Source organism: Nocardia sp. NPDC005366, assembly GCF_040606855.1.
Classification (GTDB): Bacteria; Actinomycetota; Actinomycetes; order Mycobacteriales; family Mycobacteriaceae; genus Nocardia.
The window spans coordinates 249,746-272,824 of the sequence record NZ_JBEXFQ010000005.1 but is presented as its reverse complement, the minus strand read 5'-3'; the positions used below and the strand labels follow the sequence as shown (position 1 = coordinate 272,824).

Annotated in this window: 18 protein-coding genes; 11 read left to right on the top strand and 7 right to left on the bottom strand. The window is 67.6% G+C overall.

Annotated features, from left to right (window positions below; translation table 11 throughout):
- The first annotated feature begins 4 nt into the window (after window positions 1–4).
- From rpsS to ABZS43_RS08620, 7 genes are all read left to right on the top strand, one after another.
- Window positions 5–286 carry a 30S ribosomal protein S19 gene (rpsS, locus tag ABZS43_RS08650; protein WP_030522695.1) on the top strand — a complete coding sequence of 94 codons (282 nt, stop codon included), beginning with the start codon at window positions 5–7 and terminating at the stop codon, window positions 284–286.
- Window positions 283–699 carry a 50S ribosomal protein L22 gene (gene rplV, locus ABZS43_RS08645; protein ID WP_355035194.1) on the top strand — a complete coding sequence of 139 codons (417 nt, stop codon included), beginning with the start codon at window positions 283–285 and terminating at the stop codon, window positions 697–699. The genes rpsS and rplV overlap by 4 nt, the downstream gene beginning before the upstream one ends.
- Window positions 700–1,503 carry a 30S ribosomal protein S3 gene (gene rpsC / locus ABZS43_RS08640; protein WP_109525365.1) on the top strand — a complete coding sequence of 268 codons (804 nt, stop codon included), beginning with the start codon at window positions 700–702 and terminating at the stop codon, window positions 1,501–1,503.
- 4 nt (window positions 1,504–1,507) lie between these two features.
- Window positions 1,508–1,924, top strand: coding sequence for a 50S ribosomal protein L16 (gene rplP, locus ABZS43_RS08635; protein WP_109525366.1), 417 nt, complete (start codon window positions 1,508–1,510; stop codon window positions 1,922–1,924).
- On the top strand, window positions 1,924–2,163 hold the full coding sequence (rpmC, locus tag ABZS43_RS08630; RefSeq protein WP_355035193.1) for a 50S ribosomal protein L29: 240 nt from the start codon (window positions 1,924–1,926) through the stop codon (window positions 2,161–2,163). The genes rplP and rpmC overlap by 1 nt, the downstream gene beginning before the upstream one ends.
- Window positions 2,160–2,432, top strand: coding sequence for a 30S ribosomal protein S17 (rpsQ, locus tag ABZS43_RS08625; RefSeq protein ID WP_355035192.1), 273 nt, complete (start codon window positions 2,160–2,162; stop codon window positions 2,430–2,432). The genes rpmC and rpsQ overlap by 4 nt, the downstream gene beginning before the upstream one ends.
- A gap of 414 nt (window positions 2,433–2,846) precedes the next feature.
- Window positions 2,847–3,224, top strand: coding sequence for a phosphatase (locus tag ABZS43_RS08620; RefSeq protein WP_355035231.1), 378 nt, complete (start codon window positions 2,847–2,849; stop codon window positions 3,222–3,224).
- A gap of 15 nt (window positions 3,225–3,239) precedes the next feature.
- Here ABZS43_RS08620 and ABZS43_RS08615 read toward each other — a convergent pair whose 3' ends face one another.
- The 6 genes from ABZS43_RS08615 to ABZS43_RS08590 form a co-directional block, all read right to left on the bottom strand.
- Window positions 3,240–5,654, bottom strand: coding sequence for a hypothetical protein (locus tag ABZS43_RS08615; RefSeq protein ID WP_355035191.1), 2,415 nt, complete (start codon window positions 5,652–5,654; stop codon window positions 3,240–3,242).
- Between the two features lie 450 nt (window positions 5,655–6,104).
- A complete protein-coding gene (locus tag ABZS43_RS08610) occupies window positions 6,105–6,848 on the bottom strand; it encodes a CPBP family intramembrane glutamic endopeptidase (protein ID WP_355035190.1) in 744 nt (247 codons plus the stop codon).
- A gap of 32 nt (window positions 6,849–6,880) precedes the next feature.
- Entirely contained in the window at window positions 6,881–7,810 is a 930-nt protein-coding gene (locus ABZS43_RS08605) for an RluA family pseudouridine synthase (RefSeq protein ID WP_355035189.1), read from the bottom strand.
- 55 nt (window positions 7,811–7,865) lie between these two features.
- Window positions 7,866–8,300, bottom strand: a complete 435-nt coding sequence (locus tag ABZS43_RS08600; RefSeq protein ID WP_355035188.1) for a TIGR03667 family PPOX class F420-dependent oxidoreductase — start codon at window positions 8,298–8,300, stop codon at window positions 7,866–7,868.
- A gap of 199 nt (window positions 8,301–8,499) precedes the next feature.
- Complete coding sequence (locus ABZS43_RS08595) at window positions 8,500–9,207, bottom strand: siderophore-interacting protein (RefSeq protein ID WP_355035187.1); 708 nt, start codon at window positions 9,205–9,207, stop codon at window positions 8,500–8,502.
- A gap of 4 nt (window positions 9,208–9,211) precedes the next feature.
- On the bottom strand, window positions 9,212–9,697 hold the full coding sequence (locus ABZS43_RS08590) for a hypothetical protein (protein WP_355035186.1): 486 nt from the start codon (window positions 9,695–9,697) through the stop codon (window positions 9,212–9,214).
- A gap of 151 nt (window positions 9,698–9,848) precedes the next feature.
- Here ABZS43_RS08590 and ABZS43_RS08585 point away from each other — a divergent pair, with 151 nt between their 5' ends.
- From ABZS43_RS08585 to ABZS43_RS08575, 3 genes are all read left to right on the top strand, one after another.
- On the top strand, window positions 9,849–11,111 hold the full coding sequence (locus ABZS43_RS08585) for a SidA/IucD/PvdA family monooxygenase (RefSeq protein WP_355035185.1): 1,263 nt from the start codon (window positions 9,849–9,851) through the stop codon (window positions 11,109–11,111).
- 118 nt (window positions 11,112–11,229) lie between these two features.
- Entirely contained in the window at window positions 11,230–12,165 is a 936-nt protein-coding gene (locus ABZS43_RS08580) for a methionyl-tRNA formyltransferase (RefSeq protein WP_355035184.1), read from the top strand.
- A 71-nt stretch (window positions 12,166–12,236) separates the two neighbouring features.
- Window positions 12,237–17,306, top strand: coding sequence for an amino acid adenylation domain-containing protein (locus tag ABZS43_RS08575; RefSeq protein WP_355035183.1), 5,070 nt, complete (start codon window positions 12,237–12,239; stop codon window positions 17,304–17,306).
- 75 nt (window positions 17,307–17,381) lie between these two features.
- Here ABZS43_RS08575 and ABZS43_RS08570 read toward each other — a convergent pair whose 3' ends face one another.
- The gene (locus ABZS43_RS08570; RefSeq protein ID WP_355035182.1) at window positions 17,382–18,359 is read right to left on the bottom strand and encodes an ABC transporter substrate-binding protein; all 978 of its coding nucleotides are present in this window, start codon (window positions 18,357–18,359) and stop codon (window positions 17,382–17,384) included.
- A gap of 133 nt (window positions 18,360–18,492) precedes the next feature.
- Here ABZS43_RS08570 and ABZS43_RS08565 point away from each other — a divergent pair, with 133 nt between their 5' ends.
- The gene (locus ABZS43_RS08565) at window positions 18,493–23,073 is read left to right on the top strand and encodes an amino acid adenylation domain-containing protein (RefSeq protein ID WP_355035181.1); all 4,581 of its coding nucleotides are present in this window, start codon (window positions 18,493–18,495) and stop codon (window positions 23,071–23,073) included.
- The last annotated feature ends 6 nt before the right edge of the window (window positions 23,074–23,079 follow it).

The following is a 23,079-nucleotide window of genomic DNA, read 5'->3' as shown; positions in this document are numbered from 1 at the left end:
AGAAATGCCACGCAGCCTCAAGAAGGGCCCGTTCGTCGACGACCACCTCCAAGCGAAGGTGGACGTTCAGAACGATAAGGGCACGAAGCAGGTCATCAAGACCTGGTCGCGTCGTTCGACCATCACCCCGGATTTCATCGGACACACTTTCGCCGTTCACGACGGTCGCAAGCACGTCCCGGTGTTCGTCTCCGAGAACATGGTCGGACACAAGCTGGGTGAGTTCGCGCCCACCCGGACGTTCCGGAGCCACGTCAAGGAAGATCGGAAGAGCAAGCGGCGATGACCACTGACAGCACAGCGACGCTTTCCCAGAATCCGACTGCGCGCGCGACCGCCAAGCACGTTCGCGTGACCCCGATGAAGGCTCGTCGTGTCGTGGACCTGGTCCGCGGCAAGCGAGTCGAGGACGCCCTGGCGATCCTGAAGTTCGCGCCCCAGGCAGCGAGCGAGCCGGTCGCCAAGGTCGTGGCCAGTGCCGCGGCGAACGCCGAGAACAACCTCGGCCTCAATCCGGCGACCCTGGTCATCTCGACGGCTTACGTCGACGAGGGCGCCACCATGAAGCGTTTCCAGCCGCGCGCCCAGGGCCGTGCGTTCCGGATTCGCAAGCGGACCAGCCACATCACCATCGAGGTCGAGAGCGTTCCCACCGCCGGTGGATCCACTCGTAACCGCCGGAAGGGAGGGGCAAAGTAAATGGGACAGAAAATCAATCCCCATGGCTTCCGCCTCGGTATCACCACCGACTGGAAGTCGCGTTGGTACGCGGACAAGCAGTACGCGGACTACGTCAAGGAAGACGTCGCCATTCGCAAGCTCCTCGCCACCGGCATGGAGCGGGCGGGCATCTCGAAGGTCGAGATCGAGCGCACCCGTGATCGCGTCCGTGTGGATATCCACACCGCGCGTCCGGGTATCGTGATCGGCCGTCGCGGTGCGGAAGCCGACCGCATCCGCGCCGAGTTGGAGAAGCTCACCAAGAAGCAGGTGCAGCTGAACATCCTCGAGGTCAAGAACCCCGAATCGGATGCACAGCTCGTCGCCCAGGGTGTGGCCGAGCAGCTCTCCAACCGTGTGGCGTTCCGTCGCGCGATGCGCAAGGCCATTCAGTCGGCCATGCGTTCGCCGAACGTCAAGGGCATCCGCGTGCAGTGCTCGGGCCGCCTCGGTGGCGCCGAAATGTCGCGCTCGGAGTTCTACCGTGAAGGTCGCGTTCCGCTGCACACGCTGCGCGCGGATATCGACTACGGCCTCTACGAGGCCAAGACCACCTTCGGTCGCATCGGCGTGAAGGTCTGGATCTACAAGGGCGACATCGTCGGTGGTAAGCGTGAGCTGACCGCCGCGAGCGCTCCGGCAGGCGATCGCGATCGTCCGCGCCGCGAGCGTCCGAGCCGTCCGCGTCGGTCCGGTTCCGCCGGCACCACGGCGACCAGCACCGAGGCCGGGCGCGCCGCCACCGCTGTGGCGGAGGCTCCGGCAGAGACACAGGAGGGCTGACGCAATGCTGATGCCTCGTAAGGTCAAGCACCGCAAGCAGCATCACCCGGGTCGTTCCGGCATGGCCAAGGGCGGCACCGCGGTGACGTTCGGCGAGTTCGGCATCCAGGCGCTGGAGCCGGCGTACGTGACCAACCGGCAGATCGAGTCGGCGCGTATCGCGATGACCCGCCACATCAAGCGTGGCGGCAAGATCTGGATCAACATCTACCCGGATCGCCCGCTCACCAAGAAGCCCGCCGAGACCCGCATGGGTTCCGGTAAGGGTTCGCCGGAGTGGTGGATCGCGAACGTCAAGCCCGGTCGCGTGATGTTCGAAATGTCGTACCCCAATGAGGAGACCGCTCGTGAGGCCCTGCGCCGCGCGATGCACAAGCTCCCCATGAAGTGCAGGATCGTGACCAGGGAGGAGCAGTTCTGATGGCTACTGGAACACCGGCCGCAGAGCTCCGCGAGCTCACCGAGGACGAACTCGTCTCCCGCCTGCGTGAGTCGAAGGAAGAGCTGTTCAACCTGCGCTTCCAGATGGCGACGGGTCAGCTGGACAACAACCGTCGGCTGCGCGTCGTTCGTCACGAGATCGCGCGCATCTACACGGTCATGCGCGAGCGCGAGCTCGGCCTGGCCACCGGACCCGCTGGCAAGGGAGATGCGGCATGAGCGAAAAAGTGGAAGGGCAGCGCAACAGCCGCAAGGTTCGCAGCGGCTACGTTGTCTCGGACAAGATGAACAAGACGATCGTCGTCGAGCTGGAAGACCGTCACCGGCACCCGCTCTACGGCAAGATCATTCGCACCACCTCCAAGGTGAAGGCGCACGACGAGAACGAGATCGCCAACATCGGCGACCACGTTCAGCTGATGGAGACCCGTCCGCTGTCGGCCACCAAGCGCTGGCGTCTGGTCGAGGTCCTGGAGCGGGCGAAGTAAGTCTGTTCCACGGCTGATAGTCGAATACCGAAGGCCCGTTTCCCCGAGGGAAGCGGGCCTTCGATATGTCGGCGGTCAGCGCACGCTGTCCGGGGCCGAAGCCGGCCACTGAACGGGTATCCCGCGTTCAGAATCCTTCCCGATGACCTGAATTCGGAATGAAGCCCGCGATCGCCATCCGGGAGCGACGGCGGGAGCGTTCGGGCAGGCGAGTTGCCCTCGAGCACGCCGGGAGGATGTGCGGCGTTCCCCGCGTCGAGGTAGACCGGCAATCCGTCCGTGAGCAATTCGGACTCACCCGGAATCCGCTCTGGAATGAGGTGTTTCGGGGTCGGGCCTGGCCGGACACTTCCAGCGGATGTCGACAGATTTCCCGCACATCCTTCGAAGAATGTCCGCTGAGACCGCACAACACTGTGCGCGCGCCCGCCGTCTGGTTGGCTGGACTCGTGGGGTTCACAGGGGCCCACGGTTCTACGCGGCGCGGTCGTCGGCCCCGACGGCAGACCGGCGCATACCCACGAGCCGCATCCGATGCGGGCGATGTTGCGGGAACTCGCGGATGGACCGTGGCCGGATTTCGTGATCGCCGACCACGGGTGGGCCGGGGCCGCGGGCGAGGCGGGTATCGCGACCGTCGGATTCGCCGATTGCAACGATCCCGCGCTGTTCGCGGGGCAGGCCGAGGGCAAGATCGTGGTCGCGGTACCGCTCGATGATGGGATTCGGCCCGAGCACCACTACGAACCGTTGATCGCCTACTTGCTGGGATGCGCCGGTCTCGCCGATTGATCCGAGCGGCAGGGGTCAGCCCACCGCGTGGGGGCGGCGGACCTTGGTGACCGCGTCCAGAACCCTGGCGACGGTGGAGGTGGGAACGCCGACTTCGTTGCCGATACCCGCCGGGGTCCACGACTGGTCGGCGAGGGTCAGGATGTCCGCGATCTGCGCGACCGGGAGCCGGGACAAACCGCGGTCGATAATGGCGCGGGCGACCGACCAGATCTCCACGTCACCGTCGAGTTCGGCGTCGGGCTCGTCGAGTTCTGCGCGTTCGACCTGCTCGACCGCTTCGCGGGCGGCGGCGATCGCATCCAGGGTGATGCGCGGGTGACGTGGCTCGGGGCCGGGGTCGGCATCGAGGGTGAGTTGTTCGGAATCCGTTGCGGCGGAGGGGGACTGATCGGGTGTGGGGGTCGCGGGTCGGGCGAGGCTCTTGCGGGTGGACTCCGCTGTCGGCGCGGTGTCGGGGCCGGTCAGGGGGAGATCCTCGAGGGGGATCAGCGGCGGTTCGGCGGGCGGGTGATCGGGGGCGGCGGGTTCCTGGCTTTCGGGGGATTTCACGGACGTCGGGTGTGAATCGACCGGAACGAGATGTGGCGCGCGGTTGTCGGCTCGCTCGGTGGAGTGGTTCTGGAGAGGCAGGCGCGGTTCGGGGGCCGTGGCGGCGACCAGCGCCGACCCGGCCGGGTGCCCGTTCATGGCGTTCTGGCGGGCGGCCCGCTCGTAGGCGAGTGAGGCGACGGATCCGTTGATGCGGTGCGGCGTCGCTGTCGAACCGCCGTTCGAATCGCCGGTCGGATCGTCATCGATCGGCTCCGGCGCCTGCGGCTCGGTCACGGTTGTGGTTTCCAGCCCATCGTGCGATTCGGCCGCGAATCCGCTGCCGCGCGTGCCGATGTTCTCGGCGGCATGCGGGTCGGCAACCGGCGAATAGTCCTCGCTAACAGCCACTTCCCGCCGTGTCTGTGGATCTGTGGCGCGGGCGTACTCGGCTACCGGGGCCAGCGGGACGTCTCCAGCCGTATCCACAGCGACCTGGTCCGATGTGCTCTCCTCCGTGCGCGCGGCACCGCCGATCGGCCGCGACTCGCGCGGCTGGTCGGGCGCGGGGTGCGGGACGGAACCGTCGACATCGTGTACCGCACGACCGTTGGCGGTGCGGACGGTGCGCCCGTTCGTCCTGGCGGTAGTGGCCGCGCCGTTGGCGGACGTCCTGGCCTCGGCAACCGCCACCAATTCGTGGGCGAAGATCTCCGAGGCACGTTCCTCTATCCACCGAGCCGATGGCGCGTTGCCGTTGTTCCGGCGTGCGGGCTCGGAGCCGTTGCGCCCCGGAATCGAATGCGGAGCCGCACCGTTCACGGCCGTCGAGGTATGCCCGTTCCTGTCGGCTGCGTCGTGCGACGTCGCGCCACCGCCCCCGTTGCGATAACCGTGCCCGTTCGTCCGGGGGCGCTCGCTCGGTTCCGGGTCCCGCGGGATGTGAGCGCCGTCGAGCCGGGTCATCGGAATCGACCGCGGCAGCGAATCGTCGGCGGTCTCGCGCGGTGCGACCGCGGCGGTCGGCACATGCTCGACAGCCGGATCCGCGGTGCGCTCGCCGGGCAGCTCGCGGTAGTCGGCGGAGCTGTCGACCGAGGGCGCGTAGATACTTCCGCTCAGTTTCGGCGCCGCGGTGTCGTCCACGATCGGCACACTGTCGATGAGCTGCGCGTACCGCGCGGAAACCCAGGCGTGTAACCAGATCACCACGCCGACCATCACCGGCGCGATGGCGTATTCGGCGGCCTTGCCCCAGTGCCCCGCGGTCAGATGCGGACCCGCGTTGAGTGCGACGGTGGTGCCGAGCAGGGCGAATTCGAAGAAGGCGACCTTGCCGCGCGGCAGTTCGCGACCCCAACGGGCGGCGGTGGTGGCGACGACCATGATGGTGATGATCGGGATCGAGATCATGGCTTCGATGCCGTAACTGAGCCAGTAGAGCGGATCGGACATATCGCCGCTCGGCACCAGGTTGTGTTGCACGTTCACCCCGGCCCAGACCATGCCGAGTACGACGACCCCGATCAGCGCCCGCGACGACCATTCCGCGCGCCGGTACAGCTGGGCCAGTCTGGCGTCCTGATTCGCCACCCGGCGTCGCGCCGCCAGCGCCCGCCGGTGCCAGCGCGCATCGGCCTCATCCACCCGCTGGATGGCCGCGGCGTTGCGCCGGTTGCGTTTCTCGGCTGTCAGTTCGTCCTGGAGCGCCCGTCGTCGCTGGCCGCGGCGCTGTTCGCGAATCCACTCGGCCAGTTCGCGTTCGGCCGCGATCTCGGTGTCGGACAGCACGTCGACCAGAGCGGAGTCGTGCTGGAGCGGCAGCTTGCCACGCGCCGTCGCGACCCGGTGCGCCAGTGCGGCGATCTCGGAATTGCCGGTCGACTGTTCGTCGGGCATCGCGAACCTTCCCTGGAACGGGTATCGTGCCGATTCATCGGTGGCGACAAGTGTGCTCGAACATATGTTTGATCGCAGTGAGAGTAATCCGGGTGCCCCGCCGAGGTCAATGCCAACGGACGCCACATTGTGAACACTACGTATTCACGCTGGTAGCGCAGGTTGAATGTGGAACCAGCACGGCGGACGCGGTCACGCGTGTCACTCGAATCGCCCGGAATGCCGGGGTTCGTTATCGCGGAAATAGTGCGTACGAGGCGGAAACAAGGGCTGTCCGCCGCATCGATTTTCGGTGACTCGCGCAGGCCGTCACCGAACTGTCGTGATAAGTCCGAGATGCGCCGAACCCGATGCCGGAACGGCGTGGAAACGGCTGATCGAGTTCGGGTATGTCGGCCATTCCTGGTTATTCGACAAGGTTGCGACTGACTTGCCGTACGCGCGACGCGATCAGGAGACGGTGGCGTGCCACACGATGGCGGCGGCGAGCGCTCCCGCGCCGTTGACCGACCAGTGCAGGGCGATCGGGGCGAGCAGACTGCCGCTGCGCCGACGCAGCCAAGTGAATACGCAACCCGCTGCCGCGGTGGCCGCGACGGCGAGCAGGATGCCCGCGATCTGACCGGTGACACCGCCGCCGAGGAATCCGGTGAGACCTCGATTATTGGTGGTCAAGCCGAGTGAGGAGGCGATATGCCACAGACCGAAAAGCAGTGAACCCGCGGCGAATACCCCGCGGGTGCCGTAGGCCCGATCGAGGGTGCCGTGCAGGACACCGCGGAAGGCGAGTTCCTCCGGTATCACCGTCTGCAACGGGATGACGATCATCGAGGCGATGAGCGCGCCGGAGATGGTGGCGTAGCGGTCGGCGAGGAAGAACGGACGGGTCACCGGCAGTAGCGCGCCGATTGCCACCACGGTCAACACGAGGCCGACGGCGGCGATCCCGTAGAGCGTGCCGCGCCGCCAGTGCCGGGGCGAGAGACCGAGTTCGTGCCAGCCGAGGCCGCGGCGGCGCACCAGCGCGAGCAGGATGACCGCCGCGATGGGAACGGTGACGATACTCGCCCACGCGGTGGTGAAATGCGCGATCAGATTGGTTCCCGCGAGAACCACGACGACGACGGCCACATCGATAGACGCATGTAGTCGGTGGCGGGGCCGGGCCGCTTCCTCGAGGTCGGTGTCAAGCACTCGGCCCAGTGTACGGACGGACGCTGAGGCCCTCAGCCTGCCCAGCCTTCGGGATCGGTCCACGCCTGGAGCGATCGCTGTGTCCGGAACCGCCGGGGCTCGCCGCTGATCGGATCGGTGAACTCCAGCGTCGCCGCCAGCAATTGCAGCGGCCTGGTGAAATCGTCGACCGGCTTATCGGTCACCGCCGGATAGAAGTCGTCACCGAGAATCGGCAGGCCGAGGCCGTTCATATGCAGCCGCAGTTGATGGGTGCGCCCGGTATGCGGCCGCAGCCGGTAGCGGGCGAGTCCTTCGCGCTGTTCCAGCAGTTCCACCACGGTTTCGGCATTGGGCTCGCCGTCGACCTCTTGCGCGGCGAGCACCTGCTTCTCCTTGATGATCCGGCTGCGGATCGTCCGAGGCAGCTCCAGCGCCGGATCGTAGGCCGCGATGGCCTCGTATTCCTTGCGCACGGTGCGACGGTGGAACATCGTCTGATAAGCCCCGCGTTTGGCCGGATCGATGACGAAGAGCACCAGTCCCGCGGTTACCCGGTCGAGCCGGTGTGCCGGTATGAGGTCCGGCAGGTCGAGTTCGTGGCGCAGCCGAACCAGCGCCGTCTGCCGAATGTGCTGACCGCGCGGAATCGTCGCCAGGAAATGCGGTTTGTCGATGACGAGCAGGGTGTCGTCGCGGTGCACGATGCCGATGTCGAACGGGACGTCGGTCTCCTGCGGCAGGTCGCGGTGGAACCAGACGGCGCCGCCGGGCGCGTAGGGGGCGTCGGGCGCGATCGGCCCGTCCAGATCGACGATAGCTCCGGCGTGCAGCAGCTCATCGATCCGCGCGGGATCGACCCGGGGCAGCCGTTCGACCAGGTGCTCCCGGATGGTTGCCCAGGTACCGTCCTCCGGCAGTCGTAGCCGGGCCGGATCCAAGCCGAACCGCTTGGGCAACGGCGGCTGCTGCCTCCTTCTCATCGGAGACGACCCTAGTCTTCGCCCATCGGTTGCCGGCGGCGGGGTGGAACCCGGCTCAGAATCCGCGCAGCCGGTCCGGCGTGATGCGGATCACGACCGGGTATTCGGCGTAGAACTGCTCGGGTGTCATCGAGATGCTGATCATCCCTTCCGTGTATTTCGTTGTGTAAGCGGCGATTTCCGCATCGCTCGGGCGTTCGGAATCGATGCGGGCGGTGCCGGTGAGTACGGCGACCTCATCGCCGTGCTCGGTGCTGTTGAGATTCAACGAAATTCGCGAATTACGAGCTATATTGCGGACTTTCGGCTTATCGGCTTGGCTGAATATCAGGAATTCGCCGTCGCGCCATTGGAACCAGACGGGATTCGGCTGCGGTGTGCCGCTCGGGCCGACCGTCGTCAACCAGATGACATTCTCACTGTTCAATCGCTCGGCGACCCTGGCGCCGAGTTCGGTGCCGGTATCGACGACGGATGCTGAAGTGGTCATAATCGTCGACAACGTCACCGCTCGGCGTTGGATTCCGAGCCCGTCCGGGTTGTCCGATTCCCGCAAGATCGCGTCCTGACAACTGGAACGAACGCTCGTGCGCCGTCGGCCGGCGGCTGGAACCGGCCGCGGTCTGAGGGCTTTCGACGAGCGCCGCCCGCGACCCGAGGTAGCGGGCGGCTTCGTTGTGGGGCGGCTGTCACTTCCAGTAGGCCTGGGATTTGATCGCGTTCCTGGGCAGCCCGTGGGTGGTCTTGAGGGTTTTGACGATCGAGCGGGTGGTGGCCCCGTCGCAGGCGACCCAACCGAACGCGTCCTTGCCGCAGGTTATTTCGAGCGCCCGCTCCCGCAGCAACCGGCCGTCGTCGACCCGCTGCAACCAGGTCACCTCGTGGTGCGGTCTATCGCGCACCGGCAGGGTCTTATCCGATTCGTACTGCCATTCCAGCCAGACTCGCGCGGGGACGTCGCCGATGGCGTCCAGGAGCGAGTTGATCGCGGGCAGCGAGGCGGTATCGCCGAAGATGAGATATTCGCTCGGCGCGGTTTGCGGCAGTTCGAATTTGGAGCCGAGCACGCTCGCTTCGAGTGGGTCGCCGACGGAGGCGTTGCTCGCCCAGTCCGCGGCGGGGCCGTGGTGCAGGGCGAATTCCATCCAGAAGCGGTCGCCCGCCGGATCGGGGTCGACGAGGGTGAACGCGCGGTGATGCAGTTTGTCGCTGTCCGGCTCCGGAATCCACACGCGGATCCACTGGGTGGGATGCACGGGGTGGTCGGACAGCAGCCCGCCGGCGTCGAAGCCGAGCCGCACGAATTTATCGGTGACCTCTTCGGTCGATGTCACGGTGAGCCGGTAGTCCTTGCCGCCCCACGCCTTGACAACGACGCCGCTGAATCCTCTGCTCATGCGTTCAGCAGCCCGTGCCGACGAAATTGCCGATGGTGCATACCGATTCCTGGGTCAGCTTCCAGGTGCCGCCGACCTGTCGCCAGGACAGATCGAAGTACCACGGCTCGTAACCGTCGGTGGCGGTCAGCAGCTGGGCGTACACCAGATCGCCGTCGCTGGTGACCGGGCCGACGACATCCCAGCGCCATCCGGCGGGCGCGATCGCGATCAGCGTGGCGGCGCGATCGAACGCGGGCAGGCCCGCTTCGCCGGTCTCCAGCTCTGCCGCCCGTGCCGAGCGCGATCCACCCGCGTTGAGCAGGATCGATACCTTGGCCCGGAGTTCGCCGACACCGGGGGTGTTCGCGCGCAGCGGGGCCGTCGACGGAGCGGCGGTGGCGACCGAGGCGGTGGCGACCGAGGTGGTGGCGACGGCGCCGAGCCCACCCGTCAGGACCGAGGCCGCGATCGCGATAGCGCCCAGGGTCTTTCGGCTGATTCCGATCATGTGTTCATTCCCATCGTTCCGGTGCGGTCCGCCCGTGGTCGGGTCGAGCATGCGTCTTCACTGTAAGGTAAGCCTATGCAAACATAACCCCACGGGTGCGGTCGATGTGGGCGCGCCCACGGATATGACGCGAGTCGAGAGTGGAGAACCGGTGGGAACGCTAGTAGTGGTCGGTGCTGGGCCGAAGGCGATCGCGGTAGCGGCCAAGGCGCATGTGCTGCGTGAACTGGGGTTGCCCGCGCCGCGCGTCGTAGTCGTCGAAGCGCAAGCGGTCGGCGGGAATTGGCTGCCGAGCGGCGGCTGGACCGATGGACAGCATCGCCTCGGCACCAGCCCGGAAAAAGATATCGGCTTCCCGTACCACTCGACTTGGGCGCGGGGCCGCAACCGTGCCATCAACGAGGCCATGATGGCATTCAGTTGGACCTCGTTCCTGATCGATCAGGGCACCTACGCCGAGTGGATCGACCGGGGCCGACCGAGTCCGCAGCATCATGTCTGGGCCAAATACCTGCAATGGGTCGCGCGCGCGATCGATATCGAGGTCGTCTACGGCACGGTGCGCTCGATCGCCGCCGCGGGCGACGGCTGGCAGGTGACCGCGGTGGACGGCGACGGCGTCGCGACAGAGATCGCGGCGGACGGGCTGATGATCACCGGCCAGGGACGCAGCGAGAAGGCGCTCACCAAACATCCCAAGGTGCTCAGCATCGCGGAATTCTGGGATCTGGCGGGCAGGCGCAGTCTTCCCGTCGCCTCCCGCGTCGCGGTGATCGGCGGTGGCGAGACCGCGGGTTCGGCATTGGACGAGTTGATCCGCCACGGCATGCTGTCGATTTCGGTGATCTCGCCGATGGCGACCATCTATACCCGCGGTGAGAGCTATTTCGAGAACTCGCTGTTCAGCGATCCCATCAAATGGGGCGCGCTGAGCGTCGACGAGCGCAGGGATGTCATCCGGCGCACCGATCGCGGCGTGTTCTCGGTCCGGGTGCAGGAGAGTCTGCTGGCCGACAATCGTGTCCACCACATGCAGGGCAGGGTGGTCAGGGTCGCGGATCAGGACGACGCCGTCGCGCTGACACTGCGCAACGAGATGCGCCCGGACCAGGTGCATACCTGTGATCTGGTGATCGACGCGACCGGTGGCCGTCCGCTGTGGTTCCTCGAACTGTTCGACGCCGATGCGGCGGATCTGCTCGAACTCGCGGTCGGCGGTGAGCTGACGCAGTCGCGGATCGAGGCGGCCATCGGCTACGACCTGGCGGTGTCGGGCCTCGACAGCAAGTTGTACCTGCCGAATCTGGCCGCGCTGGCCCAGGGACCGGGATTCCCGAACCTCAGTTGCCTCGGCGCACTGTCGGATCGGGTGTTGCAGACGGCGACGGTCCGTCAGGCGGCGGCTCGACGCTAGGGCCCAGCGCTGGCTCGGCGCGGGGACTCGGCCGCTCCGTCGAGCGCTCCGGGCGCGCACCCAGCCCGGCGAAAGTAGGCTAGGCTAACCTTTGCAATCGCTAGGGAAGGTTCATTTCATGCGTATCGTGTCGTTCGGATTCCAGACCTGGGGTCGTAAAACCCTGCAGGCCTTGATCGACTCGGAACATGAGGTGGTGCTCGCGGTGACGCACCCCGCGAGCGAGCAGTCCTACAAGGCGATCTTCTCGGATTCGGTCGAGGAACTGGCGCGCGAGCACGGGATCGCGGTGCATCTGACCGAACGGGCCGATGCCGAGACCATCGACCTGGTGAAGCGGGCCGAACCCGATGTCATCGTGGTCAACAGCTGGTACACCTGGATGCCCGCCGAGCTGTACAACCTTCCGCCGCACGGCACCCTGAACCTGCACGATTCGCTGCTGCCGGAATTCACCGGCTTCTCGCCGGTGCTGTGGGCGCTGATCAGCGGCGCCTCCGAAACCGGCCTGACCGTGCACCGCATGGACGAGGGTCTCGACACCGGCGACATCATCGTGCAGCGCTCGATCCCCATCGGCCCCACCGATACCGGCACCGAACTGGTGCTGCGCGGCATGGAGTTGATTCCGGACGCGATCAACGAGGCGCTGGCCGCGCTGGAAGGCGGCACCGCGGTGTGGCGTCCGCAGAGCAGGGCCGAACGCACCTACTTCCACAAGCGCTCCGATCGCGACAGCCGGATCGACCTGACCTGGTCGGCACAGGATCTGGAGCGTTTCGTGCGCGCGCTGTCCGCGCCGTATCCGCGTGCGTTCAGTCACTACCGCGGCGAACGTATCGAGGTGCTGTCCGCGCGGGTGTCCGAGGCGCGCTACGGCGGCACACCGGGACGCGTCATCGCGCAGGAGGGTGGCGGCGCCGTGGTGACGGGAGTCGATTCCCATCGCGGCGGCAATCACGCCCTGGTGGTCACCCGGGTGCGCACCGCCGACGGCGTCGAACACGACGGAGCCGAATTCTTCGCGCGCGGTGGATATCTCACCGATCAGTGACCTGATCGGCGTACCGCCGCCTGTCCGGCGCATCCGGACATCGAGCCCGACAGACGATTCGAAGGACGAATATGGCAGACGACATTCTCGAGCGCCGCAAGCAGCTGTTGCAGAGGCGCTTGCGTGAGCAGGGTGTGCAGGCGTCGCCCCGGGAACAGCCCGCCGCGGCCAGGCGCGGTGGCGAGCCGAGCGCGCTGTCGGCGGCCCAGCGGCGGATGTGGTTCGTGCAGCGGCTCGATCCGAGCGACACCACGCTGAATGTCTGCGTGGCCTACCGGCTCGACGGACCGGTCGATCCGGACCGGCTGCGGGCCGCGTTCGCGACCATCGTCGCCAGGCACGAGGTGCTGCGCGCCACCTACCACGTCGACGACAACGGTGAGCCGTATCAGGTCTCCCGTGACGACGCCGAATTACCCTGGCAGCAGCACGATCTCACGGACTTGCCGGATAGCGTCCGGCAGCGGCGGGTCGAGGTGCTCGCGCGCCGCGAATTCGCCCGCCCGTTCGCGTTGGCCTCCGATCTGCCGTTGCGTCCCACGCTGATCCGCACCGGCGACGAGTCGTCCGTGCTGGTTCTCGTCGTCCACCACATCGGCTGGGACGACGACTCGTGGCCGGTCTTCTTCGCCGAACTCGACGCGGCCTACCGTGGCGAGGACGCGCTGCCCGAAATCCGCGCCCAGTACGTCGATGTCGAGGTGCTCGGCCAGTCCGAGCGCGAGGACAGTGCGGGCCTGGAGTTCTGGCGTGACGCGCTGACCCCGCTGCCCGAGCGGCTGGAACTGCCGAGTAAGCGGGCACGCGGCGCGAGTTCCAAGAGCGCGGACCGCGTGGTGCGCGAGCTGCCCGCGGAGCTGATGGAGCTGGTCGCCTCGACCGGTCGGGCACATTCGGCGACCCCGTTCACGGTGCTGCTCGCGGGGTTCCAGGCCCTGGTCCATCGCTACACCGCCGCGACCGATTTCCTGATATCGATGCCGGTGACCAACCGTCGCGACGCGAGCGCGGAGGCGCTGATCGGATATTTCGGCAATGCCGTGCTCGTACGCGCGACACCGCTGGGCGCGGATACCTTCGCCGCGCTGCTCGATCGGACCAGGGACAGCGTCGTCGGCGCGTTCACCCACCGGGATATCGGCGTGGATCGGGTGATCCAGGCGGTGAGCCCGGAGCGGGTCGCGGGGAAAGACGCCATGTCGCAGCTGGTTCAGCTCAGCTTCGGTGTGCGCGGCCAGGCCGACGGATTCGACCTGCCGGCAATCACGGCGACCGAACTGGCGCTCGGCAGCGTCGTCGCCCAGGAACCGCTCGGCCTGATGGTCGTCTCCGATGACGCGGGCTCCCGGCTGGAGGCCACCTACCAGGTCGACGAACTCGAACGGTCGATGGTCGCGCAGTTGCTCGACCACTATGTGCAATTGCTCGACAGCGCGTTGCGAGATCCCGCGCGGCGCCTGCGCGATCTCGACCTGCTCGGCGACGCCGACCGCGAGGAGCTGCTCGCGGTATCGCACGGCAGGCTCGTCGACGAGCCGCCGACCACCGTGGTCGCCATGTTCGAGCGCCGCGTCGACGCGACCCCCGACGCCATCGCGGTGGTATCCGACGAGGTCGAACTGTCCTACCACGCGCTGAATCAGCGGGCGAATCGGTTGGCGCACTGGCTGATCCAGGGCGGTGTCGGTCCGGAAGATCTCGTCGCGCTGCGCCTGGCCACCTCGGTGGAATTCGTCGTCGCGATCCTGGCCGTGCAGAAGGCGGGCGCGGCGTACCTGCCCATCGACCCGGCCTACCCGGCCGAGCGCACCGAATACCTGCTCGACGACGCCCGACCCAGGCTGACCCTGGACGAGGTGACGATCGCCGCCGCCGAGAAGGACGCGGCGACGCTGCCCGATCGTGATCCGGTCGATGCCGACCGTTCGGCGGCCATGCACCCGTCGAATACCGCCTATGTCATCTACACCTCGGGTTCCACCGGCAAACCGAAAGGTGTCGCGGTCCCGCACGACGCGATCGCCGAACATCTGTCCGGCTTCGACGCGGAGTGGGATCTCACCCCGCGAGACCGGGTACTGCAATCGACGTCGGTGAGTTTCGACGCGTCCCTGCTCGATATCTTCGTCACGCTGACCGCCGGTGCGCGCGTGGTGATTCCGAAGCCGAACGCCTACCGCGACATTCCCTACGTCGCGGATCTGGTCACCCGCCACGGCGTCACCGTGCTGCATATGGTGCCGTCGATGCTCGCCACCTTCCTTGTACTGCCCGAGGTGAACGATTGGCGCACGCTGCGCCGCGTTCCGGTCGGCGGGGAGGCGCTCGCGGGCGAGGTGGCCGACCGTTTCGCCACCCAGTTCGACGCGGAGCTGCGCAACCACTACGGCCCGACGGAGGCGGTGGTGTGTTCGGCGCATATGGAGGTCGACGGCCCGCAGGGCAACGGCATCGTGCCGATCGGAGGGCCCAACCAGAATGTGTACCTCTATCTACTCGACGACGCCTTGCAGTTGGTGCCGTCGGGTGTCGTCGGCGAGATCTACCTCGGCGGACGTCAGCTGGCGCGCGGATATCTGCACCGGCCCGGTCTGACCTCGGAACGGTTCGTGGCCGATCCCTTCCTGGCGGGCGGGCGGCTCTATCGCACCGGTGACCTGGCCCGCCGCAATGGCGCGGGCGAGATCGAATTCATCGGCCGAGCCGACGAACAGGTCAAGGTGCGCGGGCACCGGATCGAACTCGGCGAGGTCGAGGCCACCGTCACCGATCATCCCTCGGTCGCGCATTGCGTGGTGATCGTCGCCGAGCACGAGATGCTCGGCCCGATCCTCGCCGCCTACGTCGTGCCCGCGTCCGGCGCCGAGGTCGACCTCGACGAGATCCGCGCCCAGGTGGCGACGACGCTGCCGGAGTACATGGTGCCCTCGGCCTTCGCCGTCATCGATGAGGTGCCGCTCACCGCGCACGGCAAACTGGACAAGCGGGCGCTGCCCGCGCCCGCGTTCGCCGAGACGCGCGCGTATCGGGAGCCGCGGACCCCGACGGAGGTCCGCATCGCAGGACTCTTCGCCACGCTGTTCACCCGCGAACGGGTGGGCGCCGATGACTCGTTCTTCGAACTCGGCGGCCATTCGCTGCTCGCGGCGCGGCTGATCACCATGATCCGCGCCGAATTCGGCATCGAGATCGATATGCGCGTGCCGTTCGACAAGCCGACGGTGACCGCGCTGGCCGCCCACCTGGTCGCGGCCTTTCGCGCCGAATTCGATATCGACCTCGATGAGATCGACGGCTTCGAGACCGCCGACGCGGCGACCGAGCCCGCGCCTGTCGTCGAATCACGCGCCGCGAAACCGGATCTGGTGCGCAAAGCGCGTCCGGAGCGTATTCCGCTGTCGTATTCCCAGCGCGTCTACTGGTTGCAGCGGCGGCTGGAAGGCGCGATCGACGGCGAGAACGTCAGCTACCCGGTGCGTTTCGACGGACCGCTCGATGTCGGCGCGCTGCGTGCGGCCATCGATGACGTGGTCGCCCGTCACGAATCGCTGCGCACCACATTCCCGGAACACGAGGGCACGCCCTACCAGCTGATCGCCGCGGCCGGACCGGTGCCGGTGCCGCTCGTGCGGATCGGCGGGGCCGACGATGTCGACGCCAGGCTGGCCGAGGAACTCGCGGCTGATTGGGATTACGTCTTCGACCTGGCCGCCGAGCCGATGGTGCGGTTGCGCCTGCTCGAACTCGACCCGGACACCCATGTGCTGTCCATCCTGATGCACCACATCATCGCGGATATGCGGTCCTGCCAGATCTTCCTCGACGATCTCACCTTCGCCTACCGCGCCCGGCTGGCGGGCGAGGCCCCCGGCTGGTCCGAATTGCCGATCCAGTTCGCCGATTTCGCGATCTGGCAGCGCGAGATATTCGACCGCGGCGCCGATCGCGAGGTCAGCGCCTACGGACAGGCGCAGCTGGACTACTGGCGCACCACCCTCGCCGGTCTGCCCGACGAGATCTGCGTCGCCCACGATCACCCGCGTCCCCTAGTACTGGGCCGCAACGGTTTCAGCGCGGCGCGCGTTGTGCCCGCCGCGACCTGGAATGCGCTGCGCGCCAGGGCCGATGAGGTCGGCGCGACCGAATTCATGCTCTGCCAGGCGGTCAGCGCGGCGGTCGTCAACGTCCTCGGCGGTGGTGACGACGTGGCGATCGGCGCGGCGGTCGCCAACCGGATCGGCCAGGCCACCGATGAACTCGTCGGCTTGTTCGCCAACGTGGTGGTGATGCGCCACGATGTCGCGGGCAACCCGACTCCGCGCGGCATGCTCGAGCGCACGCGCAATGCGGCACTCGACGCGATCAGTCACCAGGGCGTGCCCTTCGAGCGGCTGGTCGAGACGCTGAATCCGGCCCGCTCGCTGTCGCGTAATCCGCTGTTCCAGGTGATGATGCACTTCCGGCATCGCCCGACCACGGTGCCGTTCACCGAGGACGGGTCGACCACCCTCAGTGGGATCGCCGGGTACTACGACGTCTCGTTCATGGACTTCCACCTCGACTACTCGGTGCAGGCCAACGGCGATCTCATGGCGCGCGTCGTGGTGAATCCGGATCTGTACGAGGCCGAGACCGGTCAGATCTTCGCCGACGTGCTGGTCGGCGTGCTCCACGCCTTCGCCGAACAGCCGGACCGGGCCGTCGGCGACCTCGACGTACTGCCCGAGGACTGGGACACCGGCCGTTCGGTGGTCCGCTACGCCGCCGCCGCGGTCGAATCCGGATACGTCGCGCCGCAGACCGACACCGAGCGCACACTGGCCTCGATCCTCGAGGACCTGCTCGAGATCACCGATATCGGCCGCGAGGACGGGTTCTTCGGACTCGGCGGCGACAGCGTCATCGCCATCAAGTGGGCGGCGCGGGCGGCGGAAGCGGATCTGCCGCTGAGCCCGCAGATGGTGTTCGAATACTTCACGATCGCGGATCTGGCCGCCGCGGTGGACGATGCCATCGCCAATCCGCCCGAGGCGTCCGCCGCCGACGCGGCCGACGAGCGGGAGCACGCGCCCATGTCGGCCTCGGGCCTGGACGCGGACGCGCTTGTCGCGCTCCAGAGTTCGTGGGCGGCGCGAGGCTGATCGCTCGGAACTCGATCGCCCCGGGTCACACGAGAGATCGTGTGACCCGGGGCGGCGACCTGCCCTCCCGGCGGTTTACTTGGCGATATTGACCAGTGCGGGCGTCAGCTTGTCCAGGATGTACGGAATGGATTGCACGGTCGGCTGATTGACCGCGGTGATCTCCTGCGTGCTGAGGAAGACCACCCCGCCCTTCTTGACCGAGGGCAGGTCCGCGTAACCGGGCAGCTGGCGGTACTTCTCCTCCATGCCGGGGGTGTAACCGGCCAGCAGCAGATCCGAGGTCAACTCGTCGATCCGTTCCGGTGACAGCGAGACACGGCCCTGACTGGCGGGCAATTCGGTGAGGTTCTTCGGGATCGCGAGGCCGAGCTGCCCGAAAACCTTGCCGGAACCGTCGTTCGGGTCGGTCAGCACCATGAGCTGTGTCGGGCCGCCGAGCCAGGTGCTGGCGAAGCTCTTGCCCTTCAGGCCCGGATTCGCCTGGGTGATGGCGGTGATCCTGGTGTCCACGCCCGCGACGAGTGCGGTCGCCGCGTCTTGCTTGTGCAGCACGGTGCCGAGTGTGGTCACCAGTTCCTGCCACGGGGAGACGATTTCCTTGCTCAGGCCGGGCAGGGTCGGGGCGATCTCGGAGAAATCGTCGTATCGCTGCTGATCGGCGATGAAGGTGTCGGCAAGGATCAGATCCGGTTCGAGCGCGGCCACCTGTTCGGGGATATTTCCCGTGGCATTCAGCTGTCGGGCCGACTGCGGGATCGGCGACTGCCAGGGCGGCGCGCCCTTGGAGAGCACCGCGACATTGTCGATATACCCGACGGGGGCCACGCCGAGTGCGAGTGCGGTGTCCAGCCACTGATTGCCGAGTACCACGATCCTTTCCGGCGTGCCGTCGATCGTGGTCTCGCCACGCGCGTGCTGGATCGTGATGGACTCGCCGCCACCGGCGGAATTCTCGTCCGATCCGCACGCGGCGAGACCGAACGCCATCACACCCGCGAGCGCCGCGCCTGCCGCGCGCGCCCAGATGCCGCGTGTTCGCCCGGTTTTCATTGTTGAACCTCCATCATCGCGTGAGGTCAGCCACACCACATGTGGATATCTCGGGGTCGGTGTGGGCTACCATCACAATAAGTTAGGCAAGCCTAGCCTTTCGGCGGAGGTAGCAGCGAGTCAGGAGAGCGGTATGAGTGAGGCCATTGCGGAGATCGAGGATGTGCTGGCGCTCAGCCCATTGCAGGAGGGCCTGTTCTCGCTGTCCCAGCTGACCGGGGACGGGCGCGACGTCTACACCATCCCGTTCGTCGTGGATATCGCCGGACCGCTGGACGCCGCACTGCTGCGCGGTTGCCTCGAGACACTGCTGCGGCGTCACCCGAATCTGCGCGCGGTGTTCTGGGATCGCGATGTGCCCACGCCGGTTCAGATCGTGCCGCGCCGGGTCGAACTCCCGTGGGCCGAACGCACGGCGCGGCCGGCGGACCTGGAGTCGGTCGAAGCCGAGGAGCTGAGTAGTCCGTTCGACCTCGGCAGGGGACCGTCGCTGCGGGCGACGCTCGTAACGTTGCCGCCCGACGAAGACGGCACCGCGCGGTGGCGGTTGATCATGACGATCCATCACATCCTGATGGACGGATGGTCGCTCGGACTGCTCTTCGGTGAGCTGCGCGCACTGTATCTGGCAGGGGGAGCGGCCGACGCGCTGCCGCCGGTGCGGCCCTACCGCGACTACATCGGCTGGCTCGGCGCCAAGGATATGTCGGCGGCCAAGCAGTGGTGGGCCGAGCAATTGGGTGGATTGAGCGGACCGCTGATGATCGCCGACGGCGGCACCGGCATGGGTATCGCCAGGGGCGCGTCGTCGGCGACCGCCGAGGTCACCCGCTTCATCCTGCCCGCCGCGGACACCGCCCGGCTGCGCGACTGGGCGCGGCGGCACGGGCTCACGCTGAATTCGGCGGTGCAATTCGCCTGGACGATCCTGCTCTCGCGTCTCACCGATCGCGACGATGTCGTCTACGGCACGATCGTCACTGGACGCCCGGAGCAGATCTCGGGCGTCGAGCGGATGATCGGCCTGTTCCTGAACACCATTCCCGTGGTATTCCGGATAGATCCCCGCGCCCCCATCGCCGCCGAATGCGTTCGGCTACAGCGCGAATCGGCGGCCATGCGCGATGTGGGGTATCTGAGCCTTTCCTCGGTGCAGCGCGCGGCGGGCTACAGCTCGCTGTTCGACACGATGTTCGTCTTCCAGAACGCGCCCATGGACGACGCGGTCGGGGCGAATACCGTCGGAGGGGTCACCTTCCGGCCGATGATGGCCAAGAATCTGACGCACTACCCGCTCACCGTCGTCTCCCACCTGCACGAGGACGAAGTGGCCGTCGTGGTCGAGGCAATGCGGGAATCGGTGCCGTACCTGCCGGAGGATATCGGGGCCGCCATGCTGTCCGTGCTGCGTCGGCTGCCCGATTCCGCCGAACTGCCCACCGACGATCTCGACGTACTGCCGGAGGCGGTGCGCGCCGAATCACGCCTGTTCGACACCACTGCCGAGGTGCCGCGGGATCGCGCCGCGACGATTTTCGACCTGTTCGAACGTCAGGTCGCCGCGACCCCCGACGCGATCGCGCTCAGCACGGACACCTCGAGGCTGACCTACCGGGAGCTGGGCGAGCGGGTCCGAGAGCTGGCCGGTGAACTTCTCGCGCGCGGCGTCGGGCCGGAAGATGTCGTCGCCATCGCGTTGCCGCGCGGTGAGCGCGCGATCATCGCCGTCTTGGCCGTACTCGCCGCAGGCGCCGCCTACGTGCCCGTGGATGTGGCGCTGCCCGAGGCCCGCGTCGAATCCATCCTGCGCCAGGCGCGGCCGAAACTGGTGCTGGTCTGCGACGGATACGGCACGGATCTCGACCCGGCCACCGCGCTCGACCTCGACGATCCCGATCTCGCCGAGCGCACGGCCGCCCGGCCCGCCGAATTGTCCTCGGTGGTGCGGAATCCGGCGCACAGCGCCTACATCATCTTCACCTCGGGATCGACCGGCGAGCCCAAGGGCGTGGTGAATTCCCATGCGGCCCTTGTCGCTTACTTCGCCGATCACCGGGAACGGGTGTACCGGCCCGCGGTGGCCCGGCTCGGGCGTCCGCTGCGGATCGCGCACGCCTGGTCGCTGAGTTTCGACGCCTCGTGGCAGCCGATGGTCGGTCTGCTCGACGGCCACGGCATCCACCTGTTCGACGAGGCGGCCATGCGGGACGCGCAACGCCTGGTGGACGGGATGATCCGGCACGGGATCGACATGATCGATACGACGCCGTCGATGGTGCGGCAGCTGGCCGCGGCGGGACTGCTCGAGCGTCCGCCCGCTGTGCTCGCCCTCGGCGGCGAGGCGATCGACACCCAGCTGTGGAGTCGCTTGCGCGCCCTGCCCGATGTCGCCGTGCACAATTGCTACGGCCCGACCGAGACGACCGTCGAGGCGGTCGTCGCCGATATCACCGCACCGGGGGCTACTGGTCTCGAGGCGCCGACGATCGGGCAGCCGACCGCGGGAACGTCGGCGTACGTGCTGGATTCGCGGCTGCGCCCGGCCCCGGTCGGCGTGGTCGGTGAACTGTATCTCGCCGGTCCGCAGCTGGCGCGCGGGTATGCCGGACGCCCGGCCGGTACGGCGGGCCGCTTCGTCGCCGACCCTTGCGCGGACGGACGGCGGATGTACCGCACCGGCGACCTGGTGCGCCGCCTGCCCGGTGGCAACCTGGCCTATCTGGGGCGGGCCGACGATCAGGTGAAGATCCGCGGCTACCGCATCGAAATCGGCGAGGTCGAAACGGCCCTGCGGACCCTGCCGGGAATCGCGGGAGCCGCGGCCACCGTGGTGCGGCGCGGCGACGCGGTCTCCCTGGTCGGTTTCGTGGTGTGCGAACCGGGCCGTGCCGCCGATCCGGTCGGTCTGCGCTCGGCGCTGGCCGATCGCCTGCCCGCGTACATGATTCCCGCTCGGCTGGTGGTGCTGGCCCGACTCCCGGTGAACGCCAACGGCAAACTCGATGTGCGCGAACTCGCCGTCCTCGCCGAACGCGCACTCACCGGTGACGGTTCGTCGGCCTCGGCGCAGCCGGTTACCGAGACCGAGCGCACCATGACCGCGGTGCTCACCGAGGTCTTCGACGGACGCGCCCCCGGCGTGGAAGACGATTTCTTCGCCCTCGGCATGGACAGCATCGTGGCGATCTCGTTGGTGAACAAGGCGCGTCGGCACGGCATCGCGATCGACGTGCGCATGGTGCTGGCCGCGCCGACCATTCGTGATCTGGCCGCCGCGGTCGACAGCGGGGCGAGCGCGGTGACGGCGCGTGTGGCGAGCGCCGAGGACTACGGCCAGGTACTGCCGCTGCCGATCGTCACCTGGATGTACCGTCAGCCCCGATTCCGGAGACTGGCCCAGCACATCCTGCTCACCCTGCCCGACGCGATGTCGACAGCCGATCTCGAAGCGGTGTTGCAGGCGATGCTCGACGGGCACGACACCTTGCGATCCCGGCTCGACGACACCGCCGACGGTCCGCGTCTGGTCACCAGCGAAGCGGGGTCGGTGGCCGCCGCGGATATACTCACCCGAGTCGAATTCAGCGGTCCCGCCGATACTTTCGGTGACGTAGTGGCCTCGGCCGGTCGCGCCGCGCTGGACGATCTCGACCCCGCCGCCGCGAAGATGGTGCGGGCGGTGTGGTTCCGGGGCGCGCCGGGGGGCGACATCGCGCTGCTCGCCATCCATCATCTCGCGGTGGACGTGGTGTCCTGGGGCATTCTGCTGGCAGATCTGGCCGCGGCGTGGGAACAGGTGGTGGCGGGCGCGGTGCCGAAGGCGCTCGCCGAACCCACCTCGTACCGTCGCTGGTGTCAGCTCATGTGGCAGCGGGCCGACGAACCCGGAGTACTTGCCCAGCGCGACTACTGGGTCGAGCAGGTGAGTGGTCCCGATCCCGCTGTCGGACAGCGCAAACCGGAGCAGACCGATACGTGGGCCGCGTTGCGGCTCACCTCGTCCGAGGTCCCCGCGCCGACGACCGCGCGGATCATGCGGGCGCTGACCAGGTCCGACGGCATTCGCGAGTTCCTGCTTTCGGCATTGACGATGACACTGGTCTCCTGGCGGCGCGAGCGCGGCCAGGAGCACGACGGCGGCGCGCTCATCGGGTTGGAGAGCCACGGCCGCGCCGATGCCATCCTCGGGGCGGATACCTCGGGCACGGTGGGCTGGTTCTCGGCCACCTATCCGGTCCGGCTCGGTGCCGGCCCCGCCGCGATCGACGTGGAAAGCGCAGAGGCCGATCCAGAACTGGCCCGTACTCTGCTGGATTCCGTTGTCGCGCATATCGCGTCCGTGCCCGAGCAGGGCCTCGACTACGGGCTGTTGCGGTCGGTGCTCGGCATCCCCGAGTTGTCGGGAACCAACGAACCCCAGGTCGAATTCAATTACCTCGGCCGGGTCGACCTCGCCGGACCGGCCGACCGGCCGTGGTCGATGCGCACCGATCCCGCGCTGACGGGAGCCATGCCGATCGCGCCGGAACCCGATCTGCCGCTGCGCTATTCGCTCGGTCTCATCGCCGCGGTCCACACCGCCGAGGACGGGCCGCGACTGGCGACGACGTGGCGCTGGAGTTCGGCACTGTTCACCGAGCGGGAGATCGAGCGCATGACCGGACTCTGGGATCGCAGTGTCGCGGTGCTGACCGACGCACTCGATCTAGAGTAAGTTACG